This window comes from Brevibacillus sp. 7WMA2, from assembly GCF_010748895.1.
GTDB classification, from domain to species: Bacteria; Bacillota; Bacilli; order Brevibacillales; family Brevibacillaceae; genus Brevibacillus_B; species Brevibacillus_B halotolerans.
The window spans coordinates 2144173-2166706 of record NZ_CP048799.1 but is presented as its reverse complement, the minus strand read 5'-3'; the positions used below and the strand labels follow the sequence as shown (position 1 = coordinate 2166706).

Here is a 22534-nt window from a genome sequence, read left to right as displayed (position 1 = left end):
TTTATGAAAAAAAGTATGCTATAATCTGTACTGTTCTAAATAGAACGCCCCTTTAGCTTGGCTGTCCGATTCTCACCGACGGCATGCTCAGCTAGTGGGAAAATTAATGGAGGTGAGTACGAATGGCACTTACTCAAGAGCGTAAAACTCAATTGATCAATGAATTCCGTACACATGATAACGATACTGGATCTCCTGAGGTTCAAATCGCAATTCTTACGGAAAACATCAACAATCTTAACGAACACCTACGCACTCATAAGAAAGATCACCACAGCCGTCGTGGTCTATTGAAAATGGTAGGTCAACGCCGTAACCTTTTAGGTTACCTAAGAGACAGCGACGTTGCTCGTTATCGTACATTGGTTGACAAACTTGGTCTTCGCCGTTAATCGGCACGTCTGAAAAAGCGGGTGAATTCCCGCTTTTTCTATTATCATATCTATTTTATTTCTGCCATAGCAGGAAATAATACATAGAGATAGAAAAGAATCATGTTAGACAATGGTCTAATTAAGGAGGACTGCTAAAAGAATGGAGCAACAATATCGTACTTTTGACTTTGATTTAGCAGGCCGAAAACTTACGCTTGAGTTTGGCAAAGTTGCAAAACAGGCACAAGGTTCGGTCTTAGTGCGTTACGGAGATACCACCATTCTATCTGCGGTTACCGTTTCGAAAGAACCAAAAGACTTGGATTTCTTTCCATTAACGGTAAACTATGAAGAGCGCTTATATGCAGTAGGTAAAATTCCAGGTGGATTTATTAAGCGAGAAGGTCGCCCAAGCGAGAGAGCTATTTTGGCGAGCCGATTAATTGACCGTCCAATTCGCCCTCTATTCTTGGAAGGCTTCCGCAATGATGTACAAGTAGTAAATACAGTTCTTTCCGTTGATCAGGATTGTTCAACCGAAATCGCAGCAATGATTGGTACTTCTGCTGCATTGAGTACATCTGAAATCCCATTTAATGGTCCGATTGCTGGTGTTATTGTAGGCCGTATTGACGGTAAATTTATTATCAACCCTACGATTGCTGAGCAAGAAAAAAGTGATATCCATCTAGTGGTGGCAGGTACGATGGACGCTATTAACATGGTAGAGGCTGGTGCAAAAGAAGTACCGGAAGAAATCATGCTAGAAGCGATCATGTATGGTCACGATCACATCAAGAAAATTGTTGCTTTCCAAAATGACATCGTAGCTGAAATTGGTAAGCAAAAAATGGAAGTCGTCTTGCATAGTGTAGACGAGGAAATTGACCAGGCTGTGCGTGCTTTTGCTGATGCTAAAATACGTGAAGCAGTCCGTGTTGAAGAGAAGCATGCCCGTGCAGAAGCGATCGATGCTGTTAAAGATGAGACACAAGTACATTTTGCTGAGGTGTATCCAGAGCGCGAGGGAGAAATTAGCGAAATTCTCTACGACATGGTGAAAGAAGAAGTTCGTCGTCTCATTACCCATGAAAAAATTCGCCCAGACGGTCGTGCACTAACTGAAATTCGTCCATTGTCGAGCGAAGTGGGGATTTTACCAAGAACACACGGTTCAGGTTTATTTACTCGCGGTCAAACACAAGCATTGAGCGTTTGTACATTAGGAGCACTTGGTGATGTACAAATTTTGGATGGACTTGGTCTTGAAGAAACAAAACGCTTCATGCATCATTATAATTTCCCTCCTTACAGCGTAGGGGAAGCACGTCCACTTCGTCCTCCAGGTCGTCGTGAAATCGGTCACGGTGCATTGGGTGAAAGAGCAATTGAACCAATCATCCCTAGTGAAGTAGAATTCCCTTACACAATTCGCCTGGTATCAGAGGTAATTGAATCGAATGGTTCTACTTCTCAAGCGTCTATCTGTGGTAGTGTTCTTGCTTTGATGGATGCAGGGGTACCAATTAAAGCACCAGTTGCTGGTATCGCAATGGGCTTGATCATGGATACAGATGGTGAACATTTCTCCATCCTAACAGACATCCAAGGTATGGAAGACCACTTGGGAGATATGGACTTTAAGGTAGCAGGTACCGCTGAAGGGGTTACAGCTCTTCAAATGGATATCAAGATTGAAGGTATCAATCGTGAAATCCTAGAGCAAGCATTGACGCAAGCGAAGGAAGGCAGAATGCATATTCTGGAAAGCATGCTGGCTACAATCAATGCTCCGCGCGATCACTTGTCTCCTTATGCACCTAAGATCATGACAATGTCAATTAACCCAGAAAAAATTCGTGATGTGATTGGGCCACAAGGTCGCGTTATCAATAAGATCATCGAAGAGACAGGCGTTAAAATTGATATTGAGCAAGATGGTCGTATCTTTATCGCCTCTACGGATGCAGATGCGAACCTACGTGCAAAACAAATCATCGAGGATTTGGTACGCGAAGTAGAAGTGGGTCAAACTTACTTGGGAACTGTTAAACGTGTTGAAAAATACGGTGCATTTATCGAGTTGTTTGCAGGTAAAGAAGGACTTTGCCACATTTCACAACTAGCGGAAGAGCGCGTCGCTAAAACGGAAGATGTAGTTTCTGTCGGGGATAAAATCTTGGTTAAAGTGACCGAGATTGATGACCAAGGCCGCGTTAATATTTCTCGAAAAGCTGTTTTGAAAGAACAAGCGCAGGCTGCACCACAAGAAACTGAATAATAAATAGCCAAAAAGCTTTGCCGATCATGGGAAACTATGTGGGTGCAAGCTTTTTTTGCTTCTATCGAGCATTTTCTCTACATAGATTGGACAAAGAGGATAGAGAATAAGAGTAAGAACTCGATAGATAAAAGCAAAGGTGATGAAACCGTGAAACAGCATTCTAAAAAGACAAGAAAATATATGGCGGTAGCAACTGTTTGTGGAGCGTTATTGTTTGGATTAGTAACCTCATCTCCAATTAACACATATGTTACACAACTAAAAGTTGGCGTTACCCCTGTACAAGGTCAGATTACCATTGAGGAGCCATTTAAAGAAAAGATAGAGCAGTGGCAAAAGGAACGCGAGGAAGCACCACAAGATGCATATCTTGATCCTGTCTGGAAAGCGATTCCGGGATATAACGGACGAGTGATTGATGTTAACGCAACAATTGCTCAAATGAAGAAAACAGGAAAGCAGGATGAAAGTTCAATTGTCTATAAAGAACAGATGCCAAAGGTACAGGTAGAACAGCTAGGGGCTCATCCCATTTATAGAGGGAATCCCAAAAAAGAGGCAGTGTGCTTCATGATAAATGTAGCCTGGGGCAATGAATACCTGGATAAAATTCTTGCTACATTGGATCGGCATAAAGTAAAAACCACCTTTTTTCTAGACGGATCTTGGGTCAAACGAAATCCTGAGCTAGCGAAGAAAATTTATGATAGAGGTCATGAAATAGGAAATCATGCCTATTCCCATCCAGATATGAGCAAGCTGGGAGAGGCGCGTATTCGCCAAGAAATTAGCAAAACACAAGATATTATTTCTAAGACAATCGGTTTAAAGCCCTCTCTATTTGCTCCGCCGTCTGGTTCCTTTAATCAACGGGTGGTAGAAATTGCTCATCAGGATTACCAGATGAAGACCATTCTCTGGACAGCGGATACAATTGATTGGAAAAACCCACCGGTAGGAACGATGGTAGAGCGCATTCGCAAGAAGTTAGATAAAGGGGTGCTCATACTAATGCACCCAACTGATTCCTCATCTAAAGGACTAGATCAAATGCTGACACTAGCAGAGAAAAAAGGATTGAAACCAACGACGGTTTCCGAGGTAATCTCTAGTCGTCGATTGCCGTAGAAGCTTATGGAATATTGTACCGGACGCTATTTTTTGCTATAGTAAGACATGTTATTTTCTATTGAAAGCAAAACGCTTATCAGTAACATGTACAACAGGGAAGCGACTTTATGATCGCTTCCCTGTGTGGCATAAGCCAGAGATAGCAGATTGATAGAGGGGGATCAGATTTGATTCAAACATATACGTGTGCAAATGGTGTCCGGATTGTTACCGAAAAAATAGCTAGTGTTCGATCCGTTGCTTTAGGAATTTGGGTAGGAACGGGTTCAAAATATGAGAATGAGCAAAATAACGGAATTTCACATTTCTTGGAGCACATGTTTTTTAAAGGTACTACAACTCGCAGTGCGAAAGAAATAGCGGAAGCGTTTGATGAAATTGGTGGGAATGTAAACGCCTTTACATCCAAAGAATACACTTGCTATTATGCGCGTGTACTTGATCGTCACGCACCGCTTGCTCTCAATATTTTATCTGATATGTACTTCAACTCTGTGTTTGATGCAGAGGAGCTAGAGAAAGAGAAGAACGTAGTCCTAGAAGAAATCAGTATGTATGAGGATACACCAGATGATTTGGTGCATGATCTGATTGCACGTGCTTCCTATGCCGATCATTCGCTAGGGTACACGATACTGGGAAAAGAAGATGTACTCAAAGGCATGAAACGCGAGGATTTGTTGACATATATCGAACAACGCTACTTACCAGAGAACACGGTAATTACAGTAGCAGGTAACTTTGACGATGAGTTAATCACATTGGTGCAATCATTATTTTCGACGTACCAGCGTGCAGGAAAAACAATGGATATCGCTACACCAACCTTTACAGGTCAAAGCATTGTACATCAAAAGCAGACCGAGCAGGCTCATTTATGCCTGTCTATGCCTGGTTATGCTGTGGGCCATGACAATGTTTATTCCTTAATTATTTTAAATAATATTTTGGGTGGCAGCATGAGTTCTCGACTGTTTCAAGAAATTCGTGAAGAACGCGGTCTAGCATACTCTGTTTATTCTTATCACTCTTCCTATAAAGAATCTGGTACATTCAATATTTATACGGGAACAGCACCAGAGCATGTAGGTAAAGTATTTGATATCGTGTCTAATGTTCTACATGATGTTCGCGCAAACGGAATTACAGAAAAAGAATTAAACAAAGGAAAAGAACAGCTTAAGGGTAGTTTGATGCTAAGCTTAGAAAGCACTAGCAGCCGCATGAATCGCTTGGGTAAAAATGAGCTGTTACATGGCCGACACCTTACATTAGATGAAATTATTGCGAAGGTAGATCGTGTAAGTCAGGAATCTGTTCTAGCAGTAGCGAAAGAATTATTCCACTCCAAAATGGCGATGGCAATGGTGAGTCCATTGGAAGCATTCCCGGAAAATGTTGATGCAAATGTATTCTTAACGTAAAAAGAGGTGTCTTTTGTGTTTGTAAACATTAAAAAAATGTCTCCAATGATTGGGACGGATCTTCCTTTACCGCATTATGCGACATCAGGCTCAGCGGGACTTGATTTAGCAGCATGTATTGAACAAGAGATCACGATTGCTCCTGGGGAACGCGCCAAGATTCCTACAGGGATTGCTGTGCAAATGCCTGACGCAGGTATGGTAGGTCTAGTGTTCCCACGTAGCGGCAATGCTTTTAAATACGGAATATCACTAACGAATGCTGTTGGAGTAATTGATAGCGATTATACAGGTGAGATTCAAGTGCTGTTGCAGAACCTAGACACGACTGAACCATTTGTGGTCAAAAAAGGGGACCGTGTTGCCCAGCTTCTCTTTATGCCAGTGATGCAAGCACGGTTAGAGATTGTTGACGAGTTGGAAAAAACAGAACGTGGTGCAGGTGGATTCGGTTCTACAGGTAAATAACTGTTTGGTAGAAAGGCTTCTCCTAAGTCATTAGGCTTAGTGGGAAGCCTTTTTATTATTTGATCTTATACGAATTATTTTAAAAAATACCCTTTACGACAATCTTACGTATAAACTGAACAGCTTTTTCGTATATTCTGCTGTGAGTGGACAAACAAAGGAGGAAGTAAAATGCGACTAAGCGAGTTTAGCGGTAAAGAGATTGTAGATGTTGATTATGGAGAAAAACGCGGAGTGATAGCACAATCGGATATGGAAATTAATCCAATAACAGGCGAAATTGCTTCTATTGTCATTTCCAATCATTCTTTTTTTGGGATAGGGAAGAAAAAAGCTGATACGATGATTCCTTGGAGGTCTATTGTACAAATTGGGCCGGATATGATAATTGTACAGTTACAACCTACCCAAAACCATTTCCCACAGGAAACTTCAGTAACGAAACGTTAGGTGTTCGAATAGGATGACGGTAGATTACCGCAGTGCACGACATATACATCGACCGTGAACAAAAAACGGTCCGTCAACTATTTTACATTTTCCATGGGACTCGGAAAAATTCTTTGCGTTTCCAGGTTATCTTGCGTAAAATGTTTGGAAAGGGGAACACGGCATGCTGACGGGAAAACATGTTGCTTTTATTGGCGGTGATGCTCGTCAGCTGGAAGTCATCAAAAAATGCATCCAGCTGGACGCCACAGTTACTCTTATTGGCTTTGATAACTTAGAGAGTAGCTTTACAGGAGCAAACAAAAAACCATTAACATGCGATGTGTTAAAGGATGTTGATGCCCTGATCCTACCTATCGTCGGTACAGATGACAAAGGAATGATTGAAAGCATTTTTTCTACAAAAAGCATTCAGCTATCTAAGGAGCATATTGAAGCTTTACCAGAAAAATGCGTTGTCTATACCGGGATGGCAAAGCCTTATCTCAGAGAACTATTAAAACTGCATAACGTCCCACTAAAAGAGCTATTGAACCGTGATGATGTGGCTATCTACAACTCCATTCCCACTGTGGAAGGAGCATTGATGGTGACGATCCAAAACACTGATATTACGATCCATGGCTCCGAGGTGATTGTTCTCGGATTAGGTCGAGTAGGTATGTCATTAGCTAGAGCTTTGCATGCATTGGGAGCACATGTTAAGGTTGGGACAAAACGTCCGGAACACATAGCACGTAGTAATGAAATGGGCATTGATGCTTTTGATCTGGATGATTTTAAGCAGTATGTTTCAAAGGTAGACATTATCTTTAACACAATTCCGCATTTGATTATTACATCAGACATAATAGCACACATGCCACAGACTGCATTTATCCTAGATATTGCTTCTAAGCCAGGTGGAACTGATTTTCGTTATGCAGAACGTCGAGGAATCAAAGCGATTCTCGCCCCAAGTCTTCCTGGAATTGTTGCACCGAAAACAGCCGGGCAAATCATTGCCAATACCTTAGCGCGACTTCTTTCGGAGCAAGCCGAGAATCAGGGGGGTCATCATGAGCAATCTTAGGGGAAAAACGGTTGGATTTGGGCTAACGGGTTCCCATTGTACCTTGGAAGAAACCATGCCGCAAATTCAGCGCTTAGTAGACGCTGGAGCACGTGTTGTACCCATAGCGAGCCAGACTGTGATGACCACTGATACGCGTTTTGGAACGACTAACCATTGGCAGAACCAATTAAAACAGATTACAGGCGAAGAGATTATCACTACTATTACTGATGCAGAACCGCTTGGACCTTCCAAGCTATTTGACGTTATGGTGATTGCTCCATGCACAGGTAACACCACGAGCCGATTGGCGAACGCACTCACAGATAGCCCTGTTTTAATGGCTGCCAAAGCAACCTTACGCAATCTATATCCAGTCGTCTTGGCGATTTCAACCAATGATGGATTGGGGTTAAATGCGGCAAATATTGCAAAACTTCTAGCCACTAAAAATATTTATTTTGTTCCGTTTGGGCAGGATGCGCCTGACAAAAAACCAAACTCACTGGTAGCGCGAATGGATCTCATCATGGAAACGTGTGAGCTAGCTATTCAACATCGTCAGTTGCAACCTTTGCTTATAGAAAGATTCCATTATTGATGCAGCTAACAGGCTCTTAGGAGGAGAAAAAGATGGAGAACCAACTGAAGGTAAATGTCGCAGTCGTGGGAGCGACAGGAGCAGTAGGACAGCAAATGATTCAGCTTTTGGAGAAACGAAATTTTCCAATCGGTCAACTGAAGCTATTGGCTTCAAAAAGATCGGCTGGTAAAAAGGTACTGTTTAAAGGTCAGGAAGTGACAATTGAAGAGGCAACACCTGATAGCTTTATCGGTGTAGATTTTGCTCTGTTCAGTGCAGGAGGAGCGATCAGTAAGGAATTAGCTCCTCATGCTGTACGTCATGGAGCGGTTGTCATTGACAATACGAGTGCTTATCGAATGGATCCAGAAGTCCCATTGGTTGTGCCCGAGGTTAACATGGATGCAGCGCGCAAACACAAAGGAATCATTGCAAACCCTAACTGCTCTACCATTCAGATGGTTGCGGCATTGAAGCCTCTTTATGACCGTTTTGGAATAGATCGGATTATTGTTTCTACGTATCAAGCTGTATCTGGTGCGGGTGCTCAAGCTATCGATGAGCTGTTGACTCAAACCAGAGATGTTTTAGATGGGAAAGAGCCGGAAGCAAATGTACTGCCAGTATCCAAGCTTCCGGTTCATCATCAGATTGCTTTTAATGCGATTCCGCAAATTGATGTTTTCACAGACAATGGATTTACGTATGAAGAGATGAAGATGGTAAACGAAACAAAGAAAATATTGGGTGACGATCAAGTTTTAGTTGCAGCTACTTGTGTGCGTATTCCTGTAGTAAAAGGTCACAGTGAGTCCGTTTATGTCGAATTAAAAAATGACTATGAACTGGAAGAAGTGAAATCTTTACTAGCACATGCACCTGGTATTGTGCTTGTCGATTCCCCTGAAGAACAAAAATATCCATTGGCTACCGATTCTGCGGATAAGCTTGAAGTTTTTGTCGGTCGTGTTCGCCGAGATTTAACGCATCCACGTGGGATCCATATGTGGGTTGTATCAGATAATCTATTAAAGGGTGCTGCGTGGAACACCGTACAAATTGCCGAGGAGCTTATCAAGGCCAACAGCTAGGAGAGAGGTTTTCATGAAAATACTTGTCCAAAAGTTCGGGGGTTCATCCTTAACAACGGAGGATCATCGCAATCGGGCAATTGGCCACATTGAAAAAGCACTGGCGGAAGGCTTTTCCTTAGTAGTAGTTGTGTCAGCGATGGGGCGTAAGGGTGATCCTTACGCCACTGACACGCTATTACAATTGATCCGTCAAAATGGGGACAGCCTACGAGCGCGCGAAAACGACCTGTTATTGCATACAGGGGAAATTATTTCCGCATGCGTCATATCCAGCATGCTTAATGAGCGAGGCATCGAGTCCACAATTTTAACGGGTGGGCAAGCTAATATCATAACTACTAATGATTTTAATAACGCACAAATCCTTACGATTGAACCTGATCGTATTCAACAAGAGCTTGAGCAAGGGCGTGTTGTCATCGTCCCAGGGTTCCAGGGGCGTACGGAAGATTGGCAAGTGACCACCTTAGGCCGCGGAGGAAGCGATACGACAGCAACAGCACTTGGCGTCGCCTTAAAAGCTGACATGGTTGATATTTTTACAGATGTAAATGGCATTATGACGGCCGATCCACGAATAGTAGACGAGGCTAAGTCACTTCATACCGTCACGTATACGGAGATTTGCAACATGGCGCACTTAGGTGCTAAGGTGATTCACCCACGCGCTGTGGAAATTGCTATGCAAACCAATATTCCAATACGTGTGCGCTCCACATTTTCAGACGAACCAGGAACATTGGTTACCAGTCTACATGAGTTAGGCCGTTTTAATGAATCCTTTAGTGATCGAGTTGTAGTGGGGATAGCTCATGTTCCTAATATTACACAGATCAAGGTATTCTCTAAAGAAGGACAATATGATACCCAGCTTCAGGTTTTTAAAGCAATGGCACAACATAATATCAGCGTTGATTTTATTAATGTAAATCCACTAGGTGTCGCTTATACGGTACACGATCATATGGCTGAAAAGGCGGCGATTATCTTAGCTGACATGGGCTATGAGCCTCAAATAATGCCTCATTGTGCTAAAGTGTCGGTAATTGGCGCTGGCATTGCAGGAGTACCAGGTGTTATGGCTCATATTGTAGAAGCACTTACGAAAGAGGAGATACAAATCCTGCAATCTGCTGACTCACATACAACCATTTGGGTGCTAGTGCATGACGAGGATATGGCTAGGGCTGTGCGGGCATTGCATCAGCAGTTTGATTTGTCTAATGCTCGATTATAGTTATGTAGAGCGGAAGTTAGAGAGCCTATTAAGGAAGAAAGAGGAGAGATGAAAAAACATGGCTATTTTTGGACGTATTGTGACTGCCATGGTAACGCCTTTTAATGACAAGGGCCAAATTGACTGGGATCGCACAGAAAAACTGATCAACTACCTAATAGACACAGGCTCAGAAGCACTCGTGGTAAGTGGTACAACAGGAGAATCACCAACTCTTTCTAAACAGGAAAAGCTTGATTTATTTACTTTTAGTGTACAAAAAGCGAACGGTAGAGTTAAAGTCATCGCAGGTACAGGTTGCAATGATACAGAAGAAACCATTGCTTTCTCAAAAGAAGCAACAAAAACGGGTATAGATGCGATCATGCTGGTGGCTCCTTACTACAGTCGTACATCGCAAGAGGGGTTGTACCAGCATTTTAAGGCAATTAGTGAAGCAGTAGAGCTGCCAATCATGCTATACAATGTTCCTGGACGTACAGGAATTAACGTGACAGCGGACACGACTTTACGTTTAGCTGAACTACCGAATGTAGTATGTATTAAAGAGGCGTCTGGTAATCTTACCCAGATGGCACAGATCATTGAACGTGCACCTCAAGGCTTTGAGCTATATAGCGGTGATGATGGTTTAACTATTCCGGTACTCTCTATTGGCGGAGTTGGAGTAGTAAGCGTAACGAGCCATATAATTGGTTTAGAGATGAAGGAAATGATGGATGCGTTCTTCAAGGGAGATACTTCTAGGGCAGCAGCTCTTCATCGTAAGCTAGTTCCGATCTTTGAAGGTGCATTCAAATATCCTAATCCAACACCAATTAAGGCTGCGCTAAACAAAAAAGGGATTGAGGTAGGCGGTGTTCGTTTACCGCTTGTGGAGCTGACGGACGAAGAAGCTAGCTATATAGATGAATGGCTGTAGATTGCTGCTCTTTAGAAGTTAGCCCTTCTGGTACCTATGAAATCCGTTATTGTATTAGCGTTTTGACAAAATCGCTGGGTATGTCATATCTAAATGACTACTCAGCGATTTTTTGTGTAAAGCATATGTCTTGAGTCAGTATTTTACAGGTAACAAAATGATTTATAAGATTATGGATTGTACGGTCCACCTCTTATTTGTCCCATATCTTTACAAATAATAGAGAGCAGAATTTCAAAGGAAAAAACCGCAAACCCTTTTCAGAGCTGGCGTACTAATGTCTAGATAAATTTATATATATGCTTTTCTTACTTGTATTCCTGTTTTTAATTCGGATATAATAGGGATAAGCGATTTGGGGCGGTTTAATTTGAGGTGTAATTTGACAACTAAATATAGGAGGTACATTCATTGTCTAAGTTGAATCAAAGTGTTCTTATCTTTGCCCTGGGCGGAGTTGGCGAAATTGGTAAGAACATGTACGTAGTAGAGACCGATGAAGACATCGTTGTTATTGATGCTGGTCTCAAATTCCCAGAGGAGGAAATGCTGGGGATTGATATGGTAATACCTGATATTACCTATTTGGAAGAAAATCGTGATAAAGTACGCGGAATTATTATTACACACGGACATGAAGATCATATTGGAGGACTAAGTTACGTATTGCGTCACCTTAATGTGCCGGTATATGCAACAAAGTTAACGCTAGGTCTGATTGATGTCAAATTGAAGGAAGCGGGTATCCTAAATACAACTACTCGTCACTTGATCAATAGTGATTCAGAAGTAAGTCTTGGCAGTACATTAACTGCAACGTTTTTCAGAGTAAATCATAGTATTCCTGATTCAGTCGGCGTTTGCTTAGAAACCCCTGAAGGTTATGTCGTCCATACCGGAGATTTTAAGTTTGATCAAACCCCCGTAAACAATCAAAGAGCTGATCTCGGAAAAATGGCGGAAATTGGGGAACGAGGCGTACTCTGCTTGTTATCAGACAGTACAAACGCAGAACGTCCAGGCTTTACTGGATCTGAAAGTTCAGTAGGGAAAGCGTTAAAAGAAGTTTTTCATAAAGCGGAGGGGCGAATTATCGTTTCCACGTTTGCATCAAACGTTCATCGTATCCAACAAGTTTTTGATGCTGCTGTTCAATACAATCGTAAAGTAACGTTAGTAGGACGCAGTATGATCAATGTTATAACTATAAGTATGGATTTAGGATATTTACATGTACCAGAAGGGGTAATTGTAGATATTGATGAATGTAATAAATTACCATCAGAACAAGTAGTTATTCTGTCAACAGGAAGTCAGGGAGAGCCTATGTCAGCGCTTACCCGCATTGCCCGATCCGCCCATCGGAAAATAGACATGATGCCTGGTGACACAGTAATCATTGCAGCAACACCAATTCCAGGGAACGAGAAATACGTTTCCCGCACCATCGATCACTTATGCCGAGCAGGTGCAGAAGTTATTTATGGAGGACATGGTCCAAATGGTACTGTACACGTATCTGGACATGGAAGCCAGGAAGAGCTACGTTTAATGCTTAACCTGATGAAACCTAAATACTTTATCCCGATTCACGGGGAGTATCGTATGCAGCGTATGCATGCAATACTTGCTGAACAGGTGGGAGTAGCATCTGAGAATATCTTCTTACTCGATAATGGAGATACCGTGGAAATTGCAAAGGGTCAGGCAAGATACGGTCCTAAAGTGCATGCTGGCAACGTTCTTATTGATGGACTGGGCGTAGGCGATGTAGGTAACATCGTTTTACGTGATCGAAAATTATTATCCCAAGATGGAATTCTGGTTGTTGTCGTTACCCTCAGTAAACAACATGGTACTATCGTGTCTGGACCTGATATCATCTCTCGTGGCTTCGTATATGTACGTGAGTCGGAAGAATTGATGGAAGAGGCAAATCGTATCGTAGCCCAAACTCTGCAAAAATGTATGGATGAAAAAGTAAATGAATGGTCATCGCTGAAAAATAATGTAAAAGATACACTTGGACGTTATTTATACGAACAAACACGTAGAAGACCAATGATTTTACCTATCATCATGGAAGTGTAATTCCAGACATGAAGTTAAAGAGTCGAAAATCCTTGTACAGCAAGGGTTTTCGGCTTTTTGTTTTGAAAAAGGTATTTAAACAGCTTCAACTATAAATAAAAAAGAAAGGAGTGGATCATGATACAAGAAAATGGAAGAGTTTAAAACCAGATTTGATGTAGGGAGTAAGTATGATCGTATGAATTCCTATGAGCAGAGAGAAATCATGATTACGAAAACACACGAGCTATTTTCGGATAGTGGAGGGGATATCTTAGTAGATAATGTCAACATCCCAACTAATAGGTCAAATAATAAATGACTGTTATGATTGCTAGTTAACCTGACTCTATATATCATCAAGTCGCTGTAGACAGATCATTCTATATGATTTATTATATACAGAAAAATTATATAATGTAAATATATTACAAAAATAACTTTCGTTAACGAAGCTAGTCAGACCTGAGTAATGCACCTATGTTCATGCATATGGAAGGAATATTTAAAAAAGAAGCTTGTCTAATCCTTTTTGAAATCTTTTATAAATAATGAAGGGAGCTGAACTAGAATAGAATGAAATTGTAAGAGGGATTCAATAAGGAGGAGGGAGGGGGGGACTGATGGCTCAGAATGATCATGAAACACAAAGTGATTTACCTAGTACGCTAGCCAAGCCGGCAAGACGAGCACTCGAAGGGGCAGGCTATTTCCGGCTAGAACAATTTACACTACGAAGTGAAGCCGAGGTGATGAAGCTACATGGTATGGGTCCAAAAGCAATGGATCAAATCCGTCGCGCTTTAGCCGACAAGGGATTATCATTTGCCAAAGAGATTTGAGCTGTGGATACATTTGGCTTCGATTCAGTAAAAATAGGCTCATTGTATGGCTATCAGGATCTCAAGCTCAGCTTAAAAGATTTTTCATACAACAAACAAGGGGACTGTGAGGTTTGTCGGTATGAAATGATCCTGTATTAGCTGAAAAATTAGTTGTAGCTAGTGTAAGGAAAATAGCTTATTTCCCCTTTTACTCAGTGAAAATTAACGAGTGCCTGCCTGCATTTGAAAACATAAAATCCAAGCCTACTTATGCTAATTCATTAGTAGGCCTAGGTCATTGTACAGAATGCAGCTATTCAAAAGCTATATGATTTGACGCAGCTTTATATAGGATAATCACATTTTTAAGTATGGGCTAATTCACGCAAAAACAATTGCGGATACTCTGTGACGATTCCATCAGTATCTACCTTGATATTTTCTATAAAACTTCCACTTTGATAGGTAAAAATCGATTCAGTTTGGTTTGTTTTCATCAGAGTATAGGTCTGTTTTACCTGACGATAACATAGATCGGGTACCGATATGTAAACTACAGAGATTTCCTGTGAAGTAGAGAGGGTATGCTCTAAGCGATTGATAGGGAGTGTATTCGTAAATGGGGTACAGGATATGTCGATATCAATACATCCTGCTAAAGCGGAGATGACCTTTCCATGCGCATCCCGCCATTCTCCTTTCCCATTAGAGGTCAGTATCAGGGATTGTTCTTTGCCAATACACTGTATGGTTACTTTGCGGACGATCCAATTCGTGTCAAGAATAATTTGATATTGTACACGAAAAATTGCACCCTTGTCTGTCTTTCCAATTACTAAACTGTCAACCGTTATTTTGTGATCGTCTTTTACTAATCGCAAATGTTCATAGCCGCTTCCGATGATTGGTCTCCAAAAAATATCTGTTGCTGTTGCCATAATACGTCCTCCTATAAGCTAATTTCACTACCTTTTCCTAATAAGAATGCAAGTAAAACGAGCAAATCGTAGAGATTGATACTTTAGCTTTAGTTATCTATCTATTTAGAATTGTACCATTAAATAGATGGTGTTTTTAAAAAAACGTAAGCCTACTTGCTTTTTTATCTACGCAAATTCATTTTCTCTGTAATTTCATGAACTGAATCTATTAGAAATTCAAAACTGTAAATAGCTAAGACGTAAGAATACGGAATGAAAGGGATGTGAATAATATGTAGACAAAAAATAAAATTGTTTGTTATAATCCAAACAAATAATAACTACGTTTAGTTTTATAGGGATCTTCATTCACAAGCAGCAGTTCTAACGAATTTCCGTGGGCATCCTGTAAAAAAACGGAATGGGGAGTAGAACAACCTTTATTATGGGAGGGAAGCAAATGGCAAAGGCACTATACATCAGTATGTTGGGAGAAGGTCATGTAAACCCAACGTTAGGGCTAGTAACAGATTTAGTAAAGCGCGGGGAGCAGATTGTCTATTATTCGTCCAATCATTTTCAAGAGAAAATTGAACAAACAGGAGCTATATTTCGGCCTGTGGATCAAAGGGCGCAAGAAATACTTCAAGAAATTAGTAATCTGATTAATTCACAACCGGTGGAGTTTTTCCTGCAATTTCTAAATGCCATGGAAATGATAACGGATACCATACAAAACGAAATTACGAATGAGACATATGACTATCTCTTATACGATGCACAAACGATGGTAGGTACCTGGATTGCTCACCAATGTAAGTTATTATCCATTGCTACTTGGACTACATTTGCATTTTCAAATGATCCTCATGAAAATATGACACTAACAGACTCAGATGATGAAAAAAGGAAGCTAGAGAGGCTGGATACGCTTCAAAATTTTTTACAATTGGAAAAAATACAAGAATGTAAAAAGCAATTAGAAAACAAATATAAAGTTCCATTTCCGGGATTTTTTTTATCGAATCCTGGGCCAGTTGATTTAAATATTGTGTTCACTTCTTCTTATTTCCAGAGAAATAGTGAGCAGTTTAATGACAACTATATTTTTGTAGGTCCTTCCATACCAGATAGCAGTCACCTTGGTGATTTTCCCATTGATGAGTTAACAGGAAAACAAGTCATCTTCATCTCTATGGGAACGATCGTAAACCAACAGCTAGAGCTTTATCAAAAATGCTTTACGGCTTTAAAAGACGTAGATGGTAAGGTAGTACTTAGCATTGGAAAGAATACAACAATGGAAGAATTAGGGGATATACCAGATAACTTTATTGTGCGTCATTATGTTCCTCAAATAGATGTATTACGTCACACAAATGTGTTTATTAGCCATTGTGGGATGAATAGCATAAGTGAATCACTTTATTTTGAGGTACCGTTAGTTATGCTGCCCATTGTTAATGATCAACCTATGATAGCACAACGGGTGAAGGAGCTTGGAGCAGGGGTTTTGTTAGATTTTGAAAATCTATCATCAGAGGATATTAAACAAGCTGTTCACGAGGTTTTAGAAAATCCGATTTATCAGGAAAAGGCAAAAAAAATCAGTCAGTCATTTCATAAGTCTGGAGGACGTCAAAGGGCAGCGGATGAAGTGTTCAAATTTACTCGTACCATAACAAAAAGGTAATTTATTTGTAACCGATGTGGAATAAAATTTTGGGCGGGATGAATTTAAAATGATCATATAAGTCTGATAAATAAGTCTTTTAGTTCCATCTCGAATAGGACGTACTGATCAGACTGCTGATTAAATCGCTTCGATCTAGCCAGTTGATTTGGCTGCAATATGACATGCGATCATTTGAAGCGACAGAAATGGTTAAGGGTGAATAAATGTAGAAGTCAGGCAGGTAGTCTAATCATTTCTTCTTAAAGAGGCATAAAATATATGGCCTGTGGGAACAGGGATACAGTATGAACGACCTGTCAAGATTTCGTTGACGGGTCGTTGTTTTTAGAATAAGAAGTTAACCTGAAAAAGTAATAATAAAAGCTGTACCGAGGTATGTGAAATGCTAATGAAGGAGTACAAACAGCATCACATGTGATATACTGTCCTTTTGGCGTCATGGTAAAAAGAAGGAATCGTTCTGTACAAAAAGGAGAATCTTGTATGAGAAAAGCAAGAGGGTTTATTTTGATGGTAGCAGCAATGCTTCATTGCGTTACGTTCGGTGCAAATTCCGTCTGGGCAGAATCTACTAAGCAGATTGATGTATTGGTCGACACCAAACTGCTTAGAAGTGCCGGAGCAGTCATCAAGGGAACTACATTTGTAACATTAGATACGTTACGTAACGATTTCCGATTTCATGTATACTACGAGCCCCAAACAAAACGTATTTCAATCCTATCTTCAAAAAAGGAAATCGTAATGAAGGTAGAAGATAATGCCTATCTCGTAAATGGACATAAGCTGTTTATGGAGGAAGCCCCTCGAATCAAAGACTCTTCCATACTGGTACCATTGCGGGTTATTTGTGAAAACATGGGTTTTTCTATTTCACAGGATTCCGTTTCGAAAGCTGTAAGCACCCATTTTGTATCCGAAAATGACCTACAATTCGAGAATAAAGAACTGAAAATCAACAGAAATCATACAAACGTATCGATACAATATCCGCAATTAAAATGGCTTTCTTCCAATGTAGAAATTCAACGGAAAATAAACGATCAGCTAGAAAAGGTTGCACTTGAAACCTTTGAAATGGGTTCTCAAGCTTCTGTGGAGATTAGAGAGGGTGAAAATCCTTATGATTACTCACTTGATTACGAGATTACCTATAATCAAAACGGATTCATTAGCGTCGTTTTTGATCAGTATACATATACGGGTGGAGCACACGGAATGGTTGATCGGGTTGCTTACACAATCGATATCAAAACAGGTAAAATTCTTTCACTGCAAGACCTTTTCAAAGAAAACCCTGATTATAAAGTAGAGATTTCACAACAAATAAAGAGACAATTTCAACAAAAATATGGGTATTTACTAACACCGTTTGAAACGATTAATGAGCAACAAGCGTTTTATATCAAAGGAGATTCCGTAATCATTTATTTTGGCTTATATGAATATACTCCTTATGCTGCTGGGATTCCTGAATTTGCTCTCCCGCTTGCTTCCCTTTTAAAAGGATCAATGGTCTCTAGATAGCAGATACATGCCTTATCTTACAAAAATGTAATATTGATGAAAGGATATTCAATGTTACATTGGCTAAAACTCCCTTATACTGATCGCAAGAGAATTCGTATAGAGGAGAATGAAAATGAAGAAGGCAATTATTGGAATCTTAGTTTTCTTGATCGTTTTAGGCGGTTTGTATTATCTTTTTGAAGACAATCGATTCAAAAAAATAGGTGCAGACCTTTATTATGTTCAGATCATTGGAGAAGGTAAACAAGTGTCAAATACAGACTTGTACGAATATACGTTAACTGGATATGATAAGGACGGAATGGAAAAGACGATTACATTTACTGGTCTTAAACAATTGCGTCAAAAGGCGTATCTTAAAGTGTATGTGAAGCCTGATCAAGTAGTTTCTTATACTGAGGTACAAATATCAGAGATTCCTGCTAAGGCAAGCGAAAAATTAAATAAAGGCTTAGAGAGTAAATAGACGATAAAAACACTCCTGTCATGGATGATTGGCTGAATGTGCCATCAAATATGAAAGGAGTGTTTTTTTACAAGGATTTGACTCATGTGAAACAATTTTATAAGCAGGCTAGCTTTTCCATCAATGCATGAATTCGGTAGGGCTAACCCATACTACAACTAGCAGAAAGGAGGTCGTTAGCCAGATGGATCCTAAAGATTATTTGCGTAAGCCCCCATTTACAATGAATAGAACCAATAATGAGGAGAGTCCTCAAACACCCCAAATACAACCAGACCGCTCAAGATCTCAAGAGCAGCCAGATACGCCAGCACCACAGCAGGAGCCTTCAGATGAGGTTAAAAAACGTCTAATAGACAATATTACTCAGCTTGGCCAGACTAACGTACCTCAATTGGAAAGCAATATTTACTGCCTAACAATCATCGGCCAAATAGAGGGGCATATTCAATTACCCCCTCAGAATAAAACAACGAAATACGAGCATATCATTCCCCAATTGGTGGCAGCAGAACAAAACCAAAAGGTTGAAGGTGTTATGGTTATCTTAAATACAGTGGGTGGCGATGTTGAAGCCGGTCTTGCTTTAGCCGAAATGATTTCATCCTTATCAAAGCCTGTTGTTACCCTCGTACTTGGTGGTGGGCATTCTATCGGTGTGCCAATCTCTGTTGCAGGTGATTACTCCTATATTGCTGAGACAGCGACAATGACAATCCATCCGATTCGATTAACGGGGCTTGTTATTGGTGTACCACAAACCTTTGAGTATCTGGATAAAATGCAGGATAGAGTAGTTTCATTTGTCGCTCGTAATTCGGATATTACAGAGGAGAAATTCCGTGATCTCATGCTACGTACAGGTGAATTAACCCGAGATATTGGAACGAATGTAATTGGCTCTGATGCGGTTAAATATGGCTTAATTAATGAAGTAGGTGGACTTGGGAAAGCGTTAAAGAAACTAAATGAACTTATTGAGGAAAAACGTAATAAAGAGGGTGTGCTTCAATGATTATTTACTCTGTTATGCCAATGGAGCTCATATTTGATAACCAGGAGCAGGTGGAAAAGCAGCAAATTCAGGAAATCCAAATGGGAGCGGCAGTCATGCTGGTAGAGCCTATTAATTCCTATGAAGGAAAAATTGTCCGTCTGATTAGTCCTAACCCTCATGACTATGTCAATCCAGCCTATGCACCTGGGCAAACAGTTAAATTTCGTCCTTCATTTGATTAATAAAGGAATTTTGTTAGTAGTTTGTATTTGTAACAATTTCCTGTGGTATACTAATTAAGATAGCAAAAACAGCCGGACGCACCAACTCCGGCTGTTTTTGTTCCCTTAAAGCAGGGATTCTCGCTGTCAAAAGGGAATGTTACAAGGGGACTGGAAAAGCAAAAGTAATCATACGTAAAGGAGGCAAGCGTGCCATGAGTAGAAGAAAGAGAAAAACATCCCCATCGGCATGGGCCTCGATCATTAAGCTGGAACTGATTGGTCTTATTATAATCTGTCTCAGTGTGATCGGTCTTTTGGAGAGTGGTTGGTTAGGTCAAAGAGTCCTTTCCTTTTTATTTCGCATGTTTGCAGGATCATGGGATTTTCTGATACCTGTTGCCCTTATTGTGATTTCTGTATATATGATGTTCGTTCGAAAACTCCCCAGAATGAGTCCAAGAATGTTCGGTTTTTTCATCATTTTCATGGGAATTCTATTATGGGACCATCTGCTGTTATATGAGCTTTTATCCGGTAATGGACGTTTCGATCAAAATATGATTCAGCTCACCTGGGAGAGAATTTTAGAGGATCAGAAGCAGAGAGTATCGACCGTAAGCGTCGGCGGGGGAATGATCGGAGCTATTTTATTTACAGTAACCAATGCGTTAATTGGCACAGTTGGAACGGGTCTTGTTGTTGGCCTCTTCTTTTTGATAGGCATCATGTTTATCTTCCAGGTTTCCTATGTAGATCTGTTCAATATCATTCGAGGCAAGCTGTCCGCAGGTTATATGAAAACAAAGCAATCAGTTAAAGAATCTATGCAGCTTTTACAAGAAGAAAAAGAAAAGAAAAAATCAGAGGAAAAGCTCGGGAATGGATCAAACTTGGAGCATGCTAGTTCGATAGAGGCTCCACCGCCAGTGATTGTAGATAACAGTACCCCTTGGGAAGAGCAAATGGATAGTGAACCAGCGATGGTCTCACCTGTGATAAAAGATTTCACAGAGCGAGTAGAGACTCTCCCAGAGCAGGAAATGACAAATCTGCCAAACAAAACAGAAACATCAGCCAAGATCACGATTAAAACAAAGGCTGATTCTCAAGGAGAAGATATGCCGGATGTGACGGTAAATTTTCAAACAGAGGATAGTCAGCTTGAAAGTACTTATATAATCCCTGATTTGTCCATGCTATCAAGACCGAAGAACACTGGTCAACAAAAAGACGTAGATCATGCCTCAAATGCGGCTAAGCTAGTGCAAACGCTGAAAAGCTTTGGTGTGAGCGCTATTGTCTCTGAAATCCATCGCGGTCCAGCCGTAACACGTTATGAGGTACAACCTGCTACTGGGGTAAAAGTAAGTCGTATCGTAAGTTTAACAGATGACTTAGCCTTAGCCTTAGCAGCAAAAGACATTCGAATTGAGGCTCCTATACCCGGCAAATCTGCCATAGGTATTGAGGTTCCCAATAGTGAGATTTCGTTGGTAACACTGCGAGAGGTTTTAGAAAGTCCACAATGCAAAGATTCAGAAGCCAAATTAACTGTAGCTTTAGGACGCGATATTTCTGGTGAGCCGATTTTGGCAGATTTAGCAAAAATGCCCCATTTATTGGTGGCTGGAGCTACAGGAAGTGGTAAATCAGTATGTGTTAATGGGATTATTATGAGTATTTTATTGCGCGCAAAACCGAACGAAGTGAAATTAATGATGATAGATCCGAAAATGGTAGAACTTAATGTTTATAATGGTATACCACATTTGCTAGCGCCTGTTGTAACTGATCCAAAACGTGCTTCTGTAGCTTTAAAAAAAGTAGTGGTAGAAATGGAAAGACGTTACAATTTGTTCTCTAAATCGAATTGTCGCAACATAGAAATGTACAACCAGATGGTGAAAAACGCAGAACAAGGGCAACATACGGCTCCCCTCCCTTATATCGTTGTAATAGTGGACGAGCTGGCCGATTTAATGATGGTAGCTCCAGGAGAGGTAGAAGATGCCATCTGTCGATTAGCCCAGATGGCTCGCGCAGCTGGAATTCATCTTTTAATTGCGACCCAGCGGCCTTCTGTTGACGTCATTACAGGTGTGATAAAGGCGAACATTCCATCGCGAATTGCCTTCGGAGTTTCGTCTATGGCTGATTCCCGAACGATTTTAGATATGGGAGGCGCAGAAAAATTACTTGGGCGAGGAGACATGCTTTTCTTACCTATGGGAGCCTCCAAACCAACCCGCGTACAAGGGGCTTTTGTTGCAGATAAGGAAGTTGAAGATGTCGTATCCTTTGTGAAGGAACAGCAGGAAGCAAAATACAGTGAAGAAATGATTCCCGAGGAAATAAGCGAGGAGCCACAAATGGTCATGGACGATGAAATGTATGATAAGGCCGTACAGGTTGTGGCAGAAGCTCAGACAGCATCAGCCTCTCTATTGCAACGAAGACTGCGTGTTGGCTATACGAGAGCTGCTCGGCTTATAGATATGATGGAGGCCCAAGGAGTTGTTGGTCCGTACGAGGGGAGTAAACCACGAGAGGTACGAATTCCACGACCATCATCTGAATCACAAATCTCTTAAAAAGGTTTTTTATGTTAAAGAGTAAGAAAACTAACATATTCCGAATGATAGAATAAAAAATTCGCTTGCATATCGCTTCTTACATGGGGTAAAATTTCTACGGGCTGGCGAAAATATTGGAATCATGTCGAAAATGGGTGTTTTTTCCTTAATAGGAATTGGTAGAGAACAAAATAAACAAATTATCGTTTTTTA

20 protein-coding genes are annotated in these 22534 nt (G+C 40.7%); 19 read left to right on the top strand and 1 reads right to left on the bottom strand.

The window, feature by feature from the left end; genetic code table 11:
- Positions 1-122: 122 nt before the first annotated feature.
- The 13 genes from rpsO (at position 123) to GOP56_RS08310 (ending at position 13933) form a co-directional block, all read left to right on the top strand.
- A complete protein-coding gene (rpsO, locus tag GOP56_RS08370) occupies positions 123-392 on the top strand; it encodes a 30S ribosomal protein S15 (RefSeq protein ID WP_003336966.1) in 270 nt (89 codons plus the stop codon).
- Positions 393-534: 142 nt separating this feature from the next.
- Positions 535-2655: a polyribonucleotide nucleotidyltransferase gene (locus GOP56_RS08365; RefSeq protein ID WP_163245371.1), complete on the top strand. Its 2121-nt coding sequence runs from the start codon at positions 535-537 to the stop codon at positions 2653-2655.
- Between the two features lie 150 nt (positions 2656-2805).
- Entirely contained in the window at positions 2806-3786 is a 981-nt protein-coding gene (locus GOP56_RS08360) for a polysaccharide deacetylase family protein (protein ID WP_003341332.1), read from the top strand.
- Positions 3787-3956: 170 nt separating this feature from the next.
- On the top strand, positions 3957-5213 hold the full coding sequence (locus tag GOP56_RS08355; RefSeq protein WP_003336970.1) for a M16 family metallopeptidase: 1257 nt from the start codon (positions 3957-3959) through the stop codon (positions 5211-5213).
- 15 nt (positions 5214-5228) lie between these two features.
- The gene (gene dut / locus GOP56_RS08350; protein WP_163245370.1) at positions 5229-5681 is read left to right on the top strand and encodes a dUTP diphosphatase; all 453 of its coding nucleotides are present in this window, start codon (positions 5229-5231) and stop codon (positions 5679-5681) included.
- A 171-nt stretch (positions 5682-5852) separates the two neighbouring features.
- On the top strand, positions 5853-6131 hold the full coding sequence (locus GOP56_RS08345; RefSeq protein ID WP_003341328.1) for a YlmC/YmxH family sporulation protein: 279 nt from the start codon (positions 5853-5855) through the stop codon (positions 6129-6131).
- Between the two features lie 163 nt (positions 6132-6294).
- Complete coding sequence (gene dpsA, locus GOP56_RS08340; protein ID WP_003336973.1) at positions 6295-7203, top strand: dipicolinate synthase subunit DpsA; 909 nt, start codon at positions 6295-6297, stop codon at positions 7201-7203.
- Positions 7190-7786, top strand: a complete 597-nt coding sequence (locus GOP56_RS08335) for a dipicolinate synthase subunit B (protein ID WP_003336974.1) — start codon at positions 7190-7192, stop codon at positions 7784-7786. Before dpsA ends, GOP56_RS08335 begins: the two co-directional genes overlap by 14 nt.
- Before the next feature lie 32 nt (positions 7787-7818).
- The gene (locus tag GOP56_RS08330; protein WP_003336975.1) at positions 7819-8859 is read left to right on the top strand and encodes an aspartate-semialdehyde dehydrogenase; all 1041 of its coding nucleotides are present in this window, start codon (positions 7819-7821) and stop codon (positions 8857-8859) included.
- Positions 8860-8872: 13 nt separating this feature from the next.
- On the top strand, positions 8873-10099 hold the full coding sequence (dapG, locus tag GOP56_RS08325; protein ID WP_003336976.1) for an aspartate kinase: 1227 nt from the start codon (positions 8873-8875) through the stop codon (positions 10097-10099).
- Between the two features lie 58 nt (positions 10100-10157).
- Positions 10158-11021 (top strand): 4-hydroxy-tetrahydrodipicolinate synthase, encoded by an 864-nt coding sequence (gene dapA, locus GOP56_RS08320; protein WP_163245369.1) that lies wholly within the window; start codon positions 10158-10160, stop codon positions 11019-11021.
- 411 nt (positions 11022-11432) lie between these two features.
- The gene (locus tag GOP56_RS08315; protein ID WP_003336978.1) at positions 11433-13112 is read left to right on the top strand and encodes a ribonuclease J; all 1680 of its coding nucleotides are present in this window, start codon (positions 11433-11435) and stop codon (positions 13110-13112) included.
- 602 nt (positions 13113-13714) lie between these two features.
- A complete protein-coding gene (locus GOP56_RS08310; RefSeq protein WP_003341314.1) occupies positions 13715-13933 on the top strand; it encodes a helix-hairpin-helix domain-containing protein in 219 nt (72 codons plus the stop codon).
- A gap of 347 nt (positions 13934-14280) precedes the next feature.
- Here the strand turns inward: GOP56_RS08310 and GOP56_RS08305 are convergent, their stop codons facing one another.
- Positions 14281-14853 carry a putative glycolipid-binding domain-containing protein gene (locus tag GOP56_RS08305; protein WP_163245368.1) on the bottom strand — a complete coding sequence of 191 codons (573 nt, stop codon included), beginning with the start codon at positions 14851-14853 and terminating at the stop codon, positions 14281-14283.
- A gap of 442 nt (positions 14854-15295) precedes the next feature.
- Here GOP56_RS08305 and GOP56_RS08300 point away from each other — a divergent pair, with 442 nt between their 5' ends.
- From GOP56_RS08300 to GOP56_RS08275, 6 genes are all read left to right on the top strand, one after another.
- Positions 15296-16528 carry a macrolide family glycosyltransferase gene (locus GOP56_RS08300; protein ID WP_163245367.1) on the top strand — a complete coding sequence of 411 codons (1233 nt, stop codon included), beginning with the start codon at positions 15296-15298 and terminating at the stop codon, positions 16526-16528.
- A 486-nt stretch (positions 16529-17014) separates the two neighbouring features.
- A complete protein-coding gene (locus tag GOP56_RS08295; protein WP_163245366.1) occupies positions 17015-18058 on the top strand; it encodes a PdaC/SigV domain-containing protein in 1044 nt (347 codons plus the stop codon).
- Positions 18059-18173: 115 nt separating this feature from the next.
- Positions 18174-18527 (top strand): YxeA family protein, encoded by a 354-nt coding sequence (locus GOP56_RS08290; RefSeq protein ID WP_003336985.1) that lies wholly within the window; start codon positions 18174-18176, stop codon positions 18525-18527.
- Positions 18528-18711: 184 nt separating this feature from the next.
- A complete protein-coding gene (locus tag GOP56_RS08285; RefSeq protein WP_003336986.1) occupies positions 18712-19542 on the top strand; it encodes a ClpP family protease in 831 nt (276 codons plus the stop codon).
- The gene (locus GOP56_RS08280) at positions 19539-19766 is read left to right on the top strand and encodes a YlzJ-like family protein (RefSeq protein ID WP_003336987.1); all 228 of its coding nucleotides are present in this window, start codon (positions 19539-19541) and stop codon (positions 19764-19766) included. The genes GOP56_RS08285 and GOP56_RS08280 overlap by 4 nt, the downstream gene beginning before the upstream one ends.
- Before the next feature lie 194 nt (positions 19767-19960).
- The gene (locus tag GOP56_RS08275; RefSeq protein WP_163245365.1) at positions 19961-22339 is read left to right on the top strand and encodes an FtsK/SpoIIIE family DNA translocase; all 2379 of its coding nucleotides are present in this window, start codon (positions 19961-19963) and stop codon (positions 22337-22339) included.
- The last annotated feature ends 195 nt before the right edge of the window (positions 22340-22534 follow it).

Coding starts and splice junctions, on each gene's coding strand:
- GOP56_RS08365 (WP_163245371.1), top strand. CDS start 535: ATGGAGCAACAATATCGTACTTTTGACTTTGATTTAGCAGGCCGAAAA.
- GOP56_RS08330 (WP_003336975.1), top strand. CDS start 7,819: ATGGAGAACCAACTGAAGGTAAATGTCGCAGTCGTGGGAGCGACAGGA.
- GOP56_RS08335 (WP_003336974.1), top strand. CDS start 7,190: ATGAGCAATCTTAGGGGAAAAACGGTTGGATTTGGGCTAACGGGTTCC.
- GOP56_RS08305 (WP_163245368.1), bottom strand. CDS start 14,853: ATGGCAACAGCAACAGATATTTTTTGGAGACCAATCATCGGAAGCGGC.
- GOP56_RS08290 (WP_003336985.1), top strand. CDS start 18,174: ATGAAGAAGGCAATTATTGGAATCTTAGTTTTCTTGATCGTTTTAGGC.
- GOP56_RS08310 (WP_003341314.1), top strand. CDS start 13,715: ATGGCTCAGAATGATCATGAAACACAAAGTGATTTACCTAGTACGCTA.
- GOP56_RS08285 (WP_003336986.1), top strand. CDS start 18,712: ATGGATCCTAAAGATTATTTGCGTAAGCCCCCATTTACAATGAATAGA.
- dapG (WP_003336976.1), top strand. CDS start 8,873: ATGAAAATACTTGTCCAAAAGTTCGGGGGTTCATCCTTAACAACGGAG.
- GOP56_RS08300 (WP_163245367.1), top strand. CDS start 15,296: ATGGCAAAGGCACTATACATCAGTATGTTGGGAGAAGGTCATGTAAAC.
- GOP56_RS08295 (WP_163245366.1), top strand. CDS start 17,015: ATGAGAAAAGCAAGAGGGTTTATTTTGATGGTAGCAGCAATGCTTCAT.
- dpsA (WP_003336973.1), top strand. CDS start 6,295: ATGCTGACGGGAAAACATGTTGCTTTTATTGGCGGTGATGCTCGTCAG.
- GOP56_RS08345 (WP_003341328.1), top strand. CDS start 5,853: ATGCGACTAAGCGAGTTTAGCGGTAAAGAGATTGTAGATGTTGATTAT.
- GOP56_RS08275 (WP_163245365.1), top strand. CDS start 19,961: ATGAGTAGAAGAAAGAGAAAAACATCCCCATCGGCATGGGCCTCGATC.
- GOP56_RS08280 (WP_003336987.1), top strand. CDS start 19,539: ATGATTATTTACTCTGTTATGCCAATGGAGCTCATATTTGATAACCAG.
- rpsO (WP_003336966.1), top strand. CDS start 123: ATGGCACTTACTCAAGAGCGTAAAACTCAATTGATCAATGAATTCCGT.
- dapA (WP_163245369.1), top strand. CDS start 10,158: ATGGCTATTTTTGGACGTATTGTGACTGCCATGGTAACGCCTTTTAAT.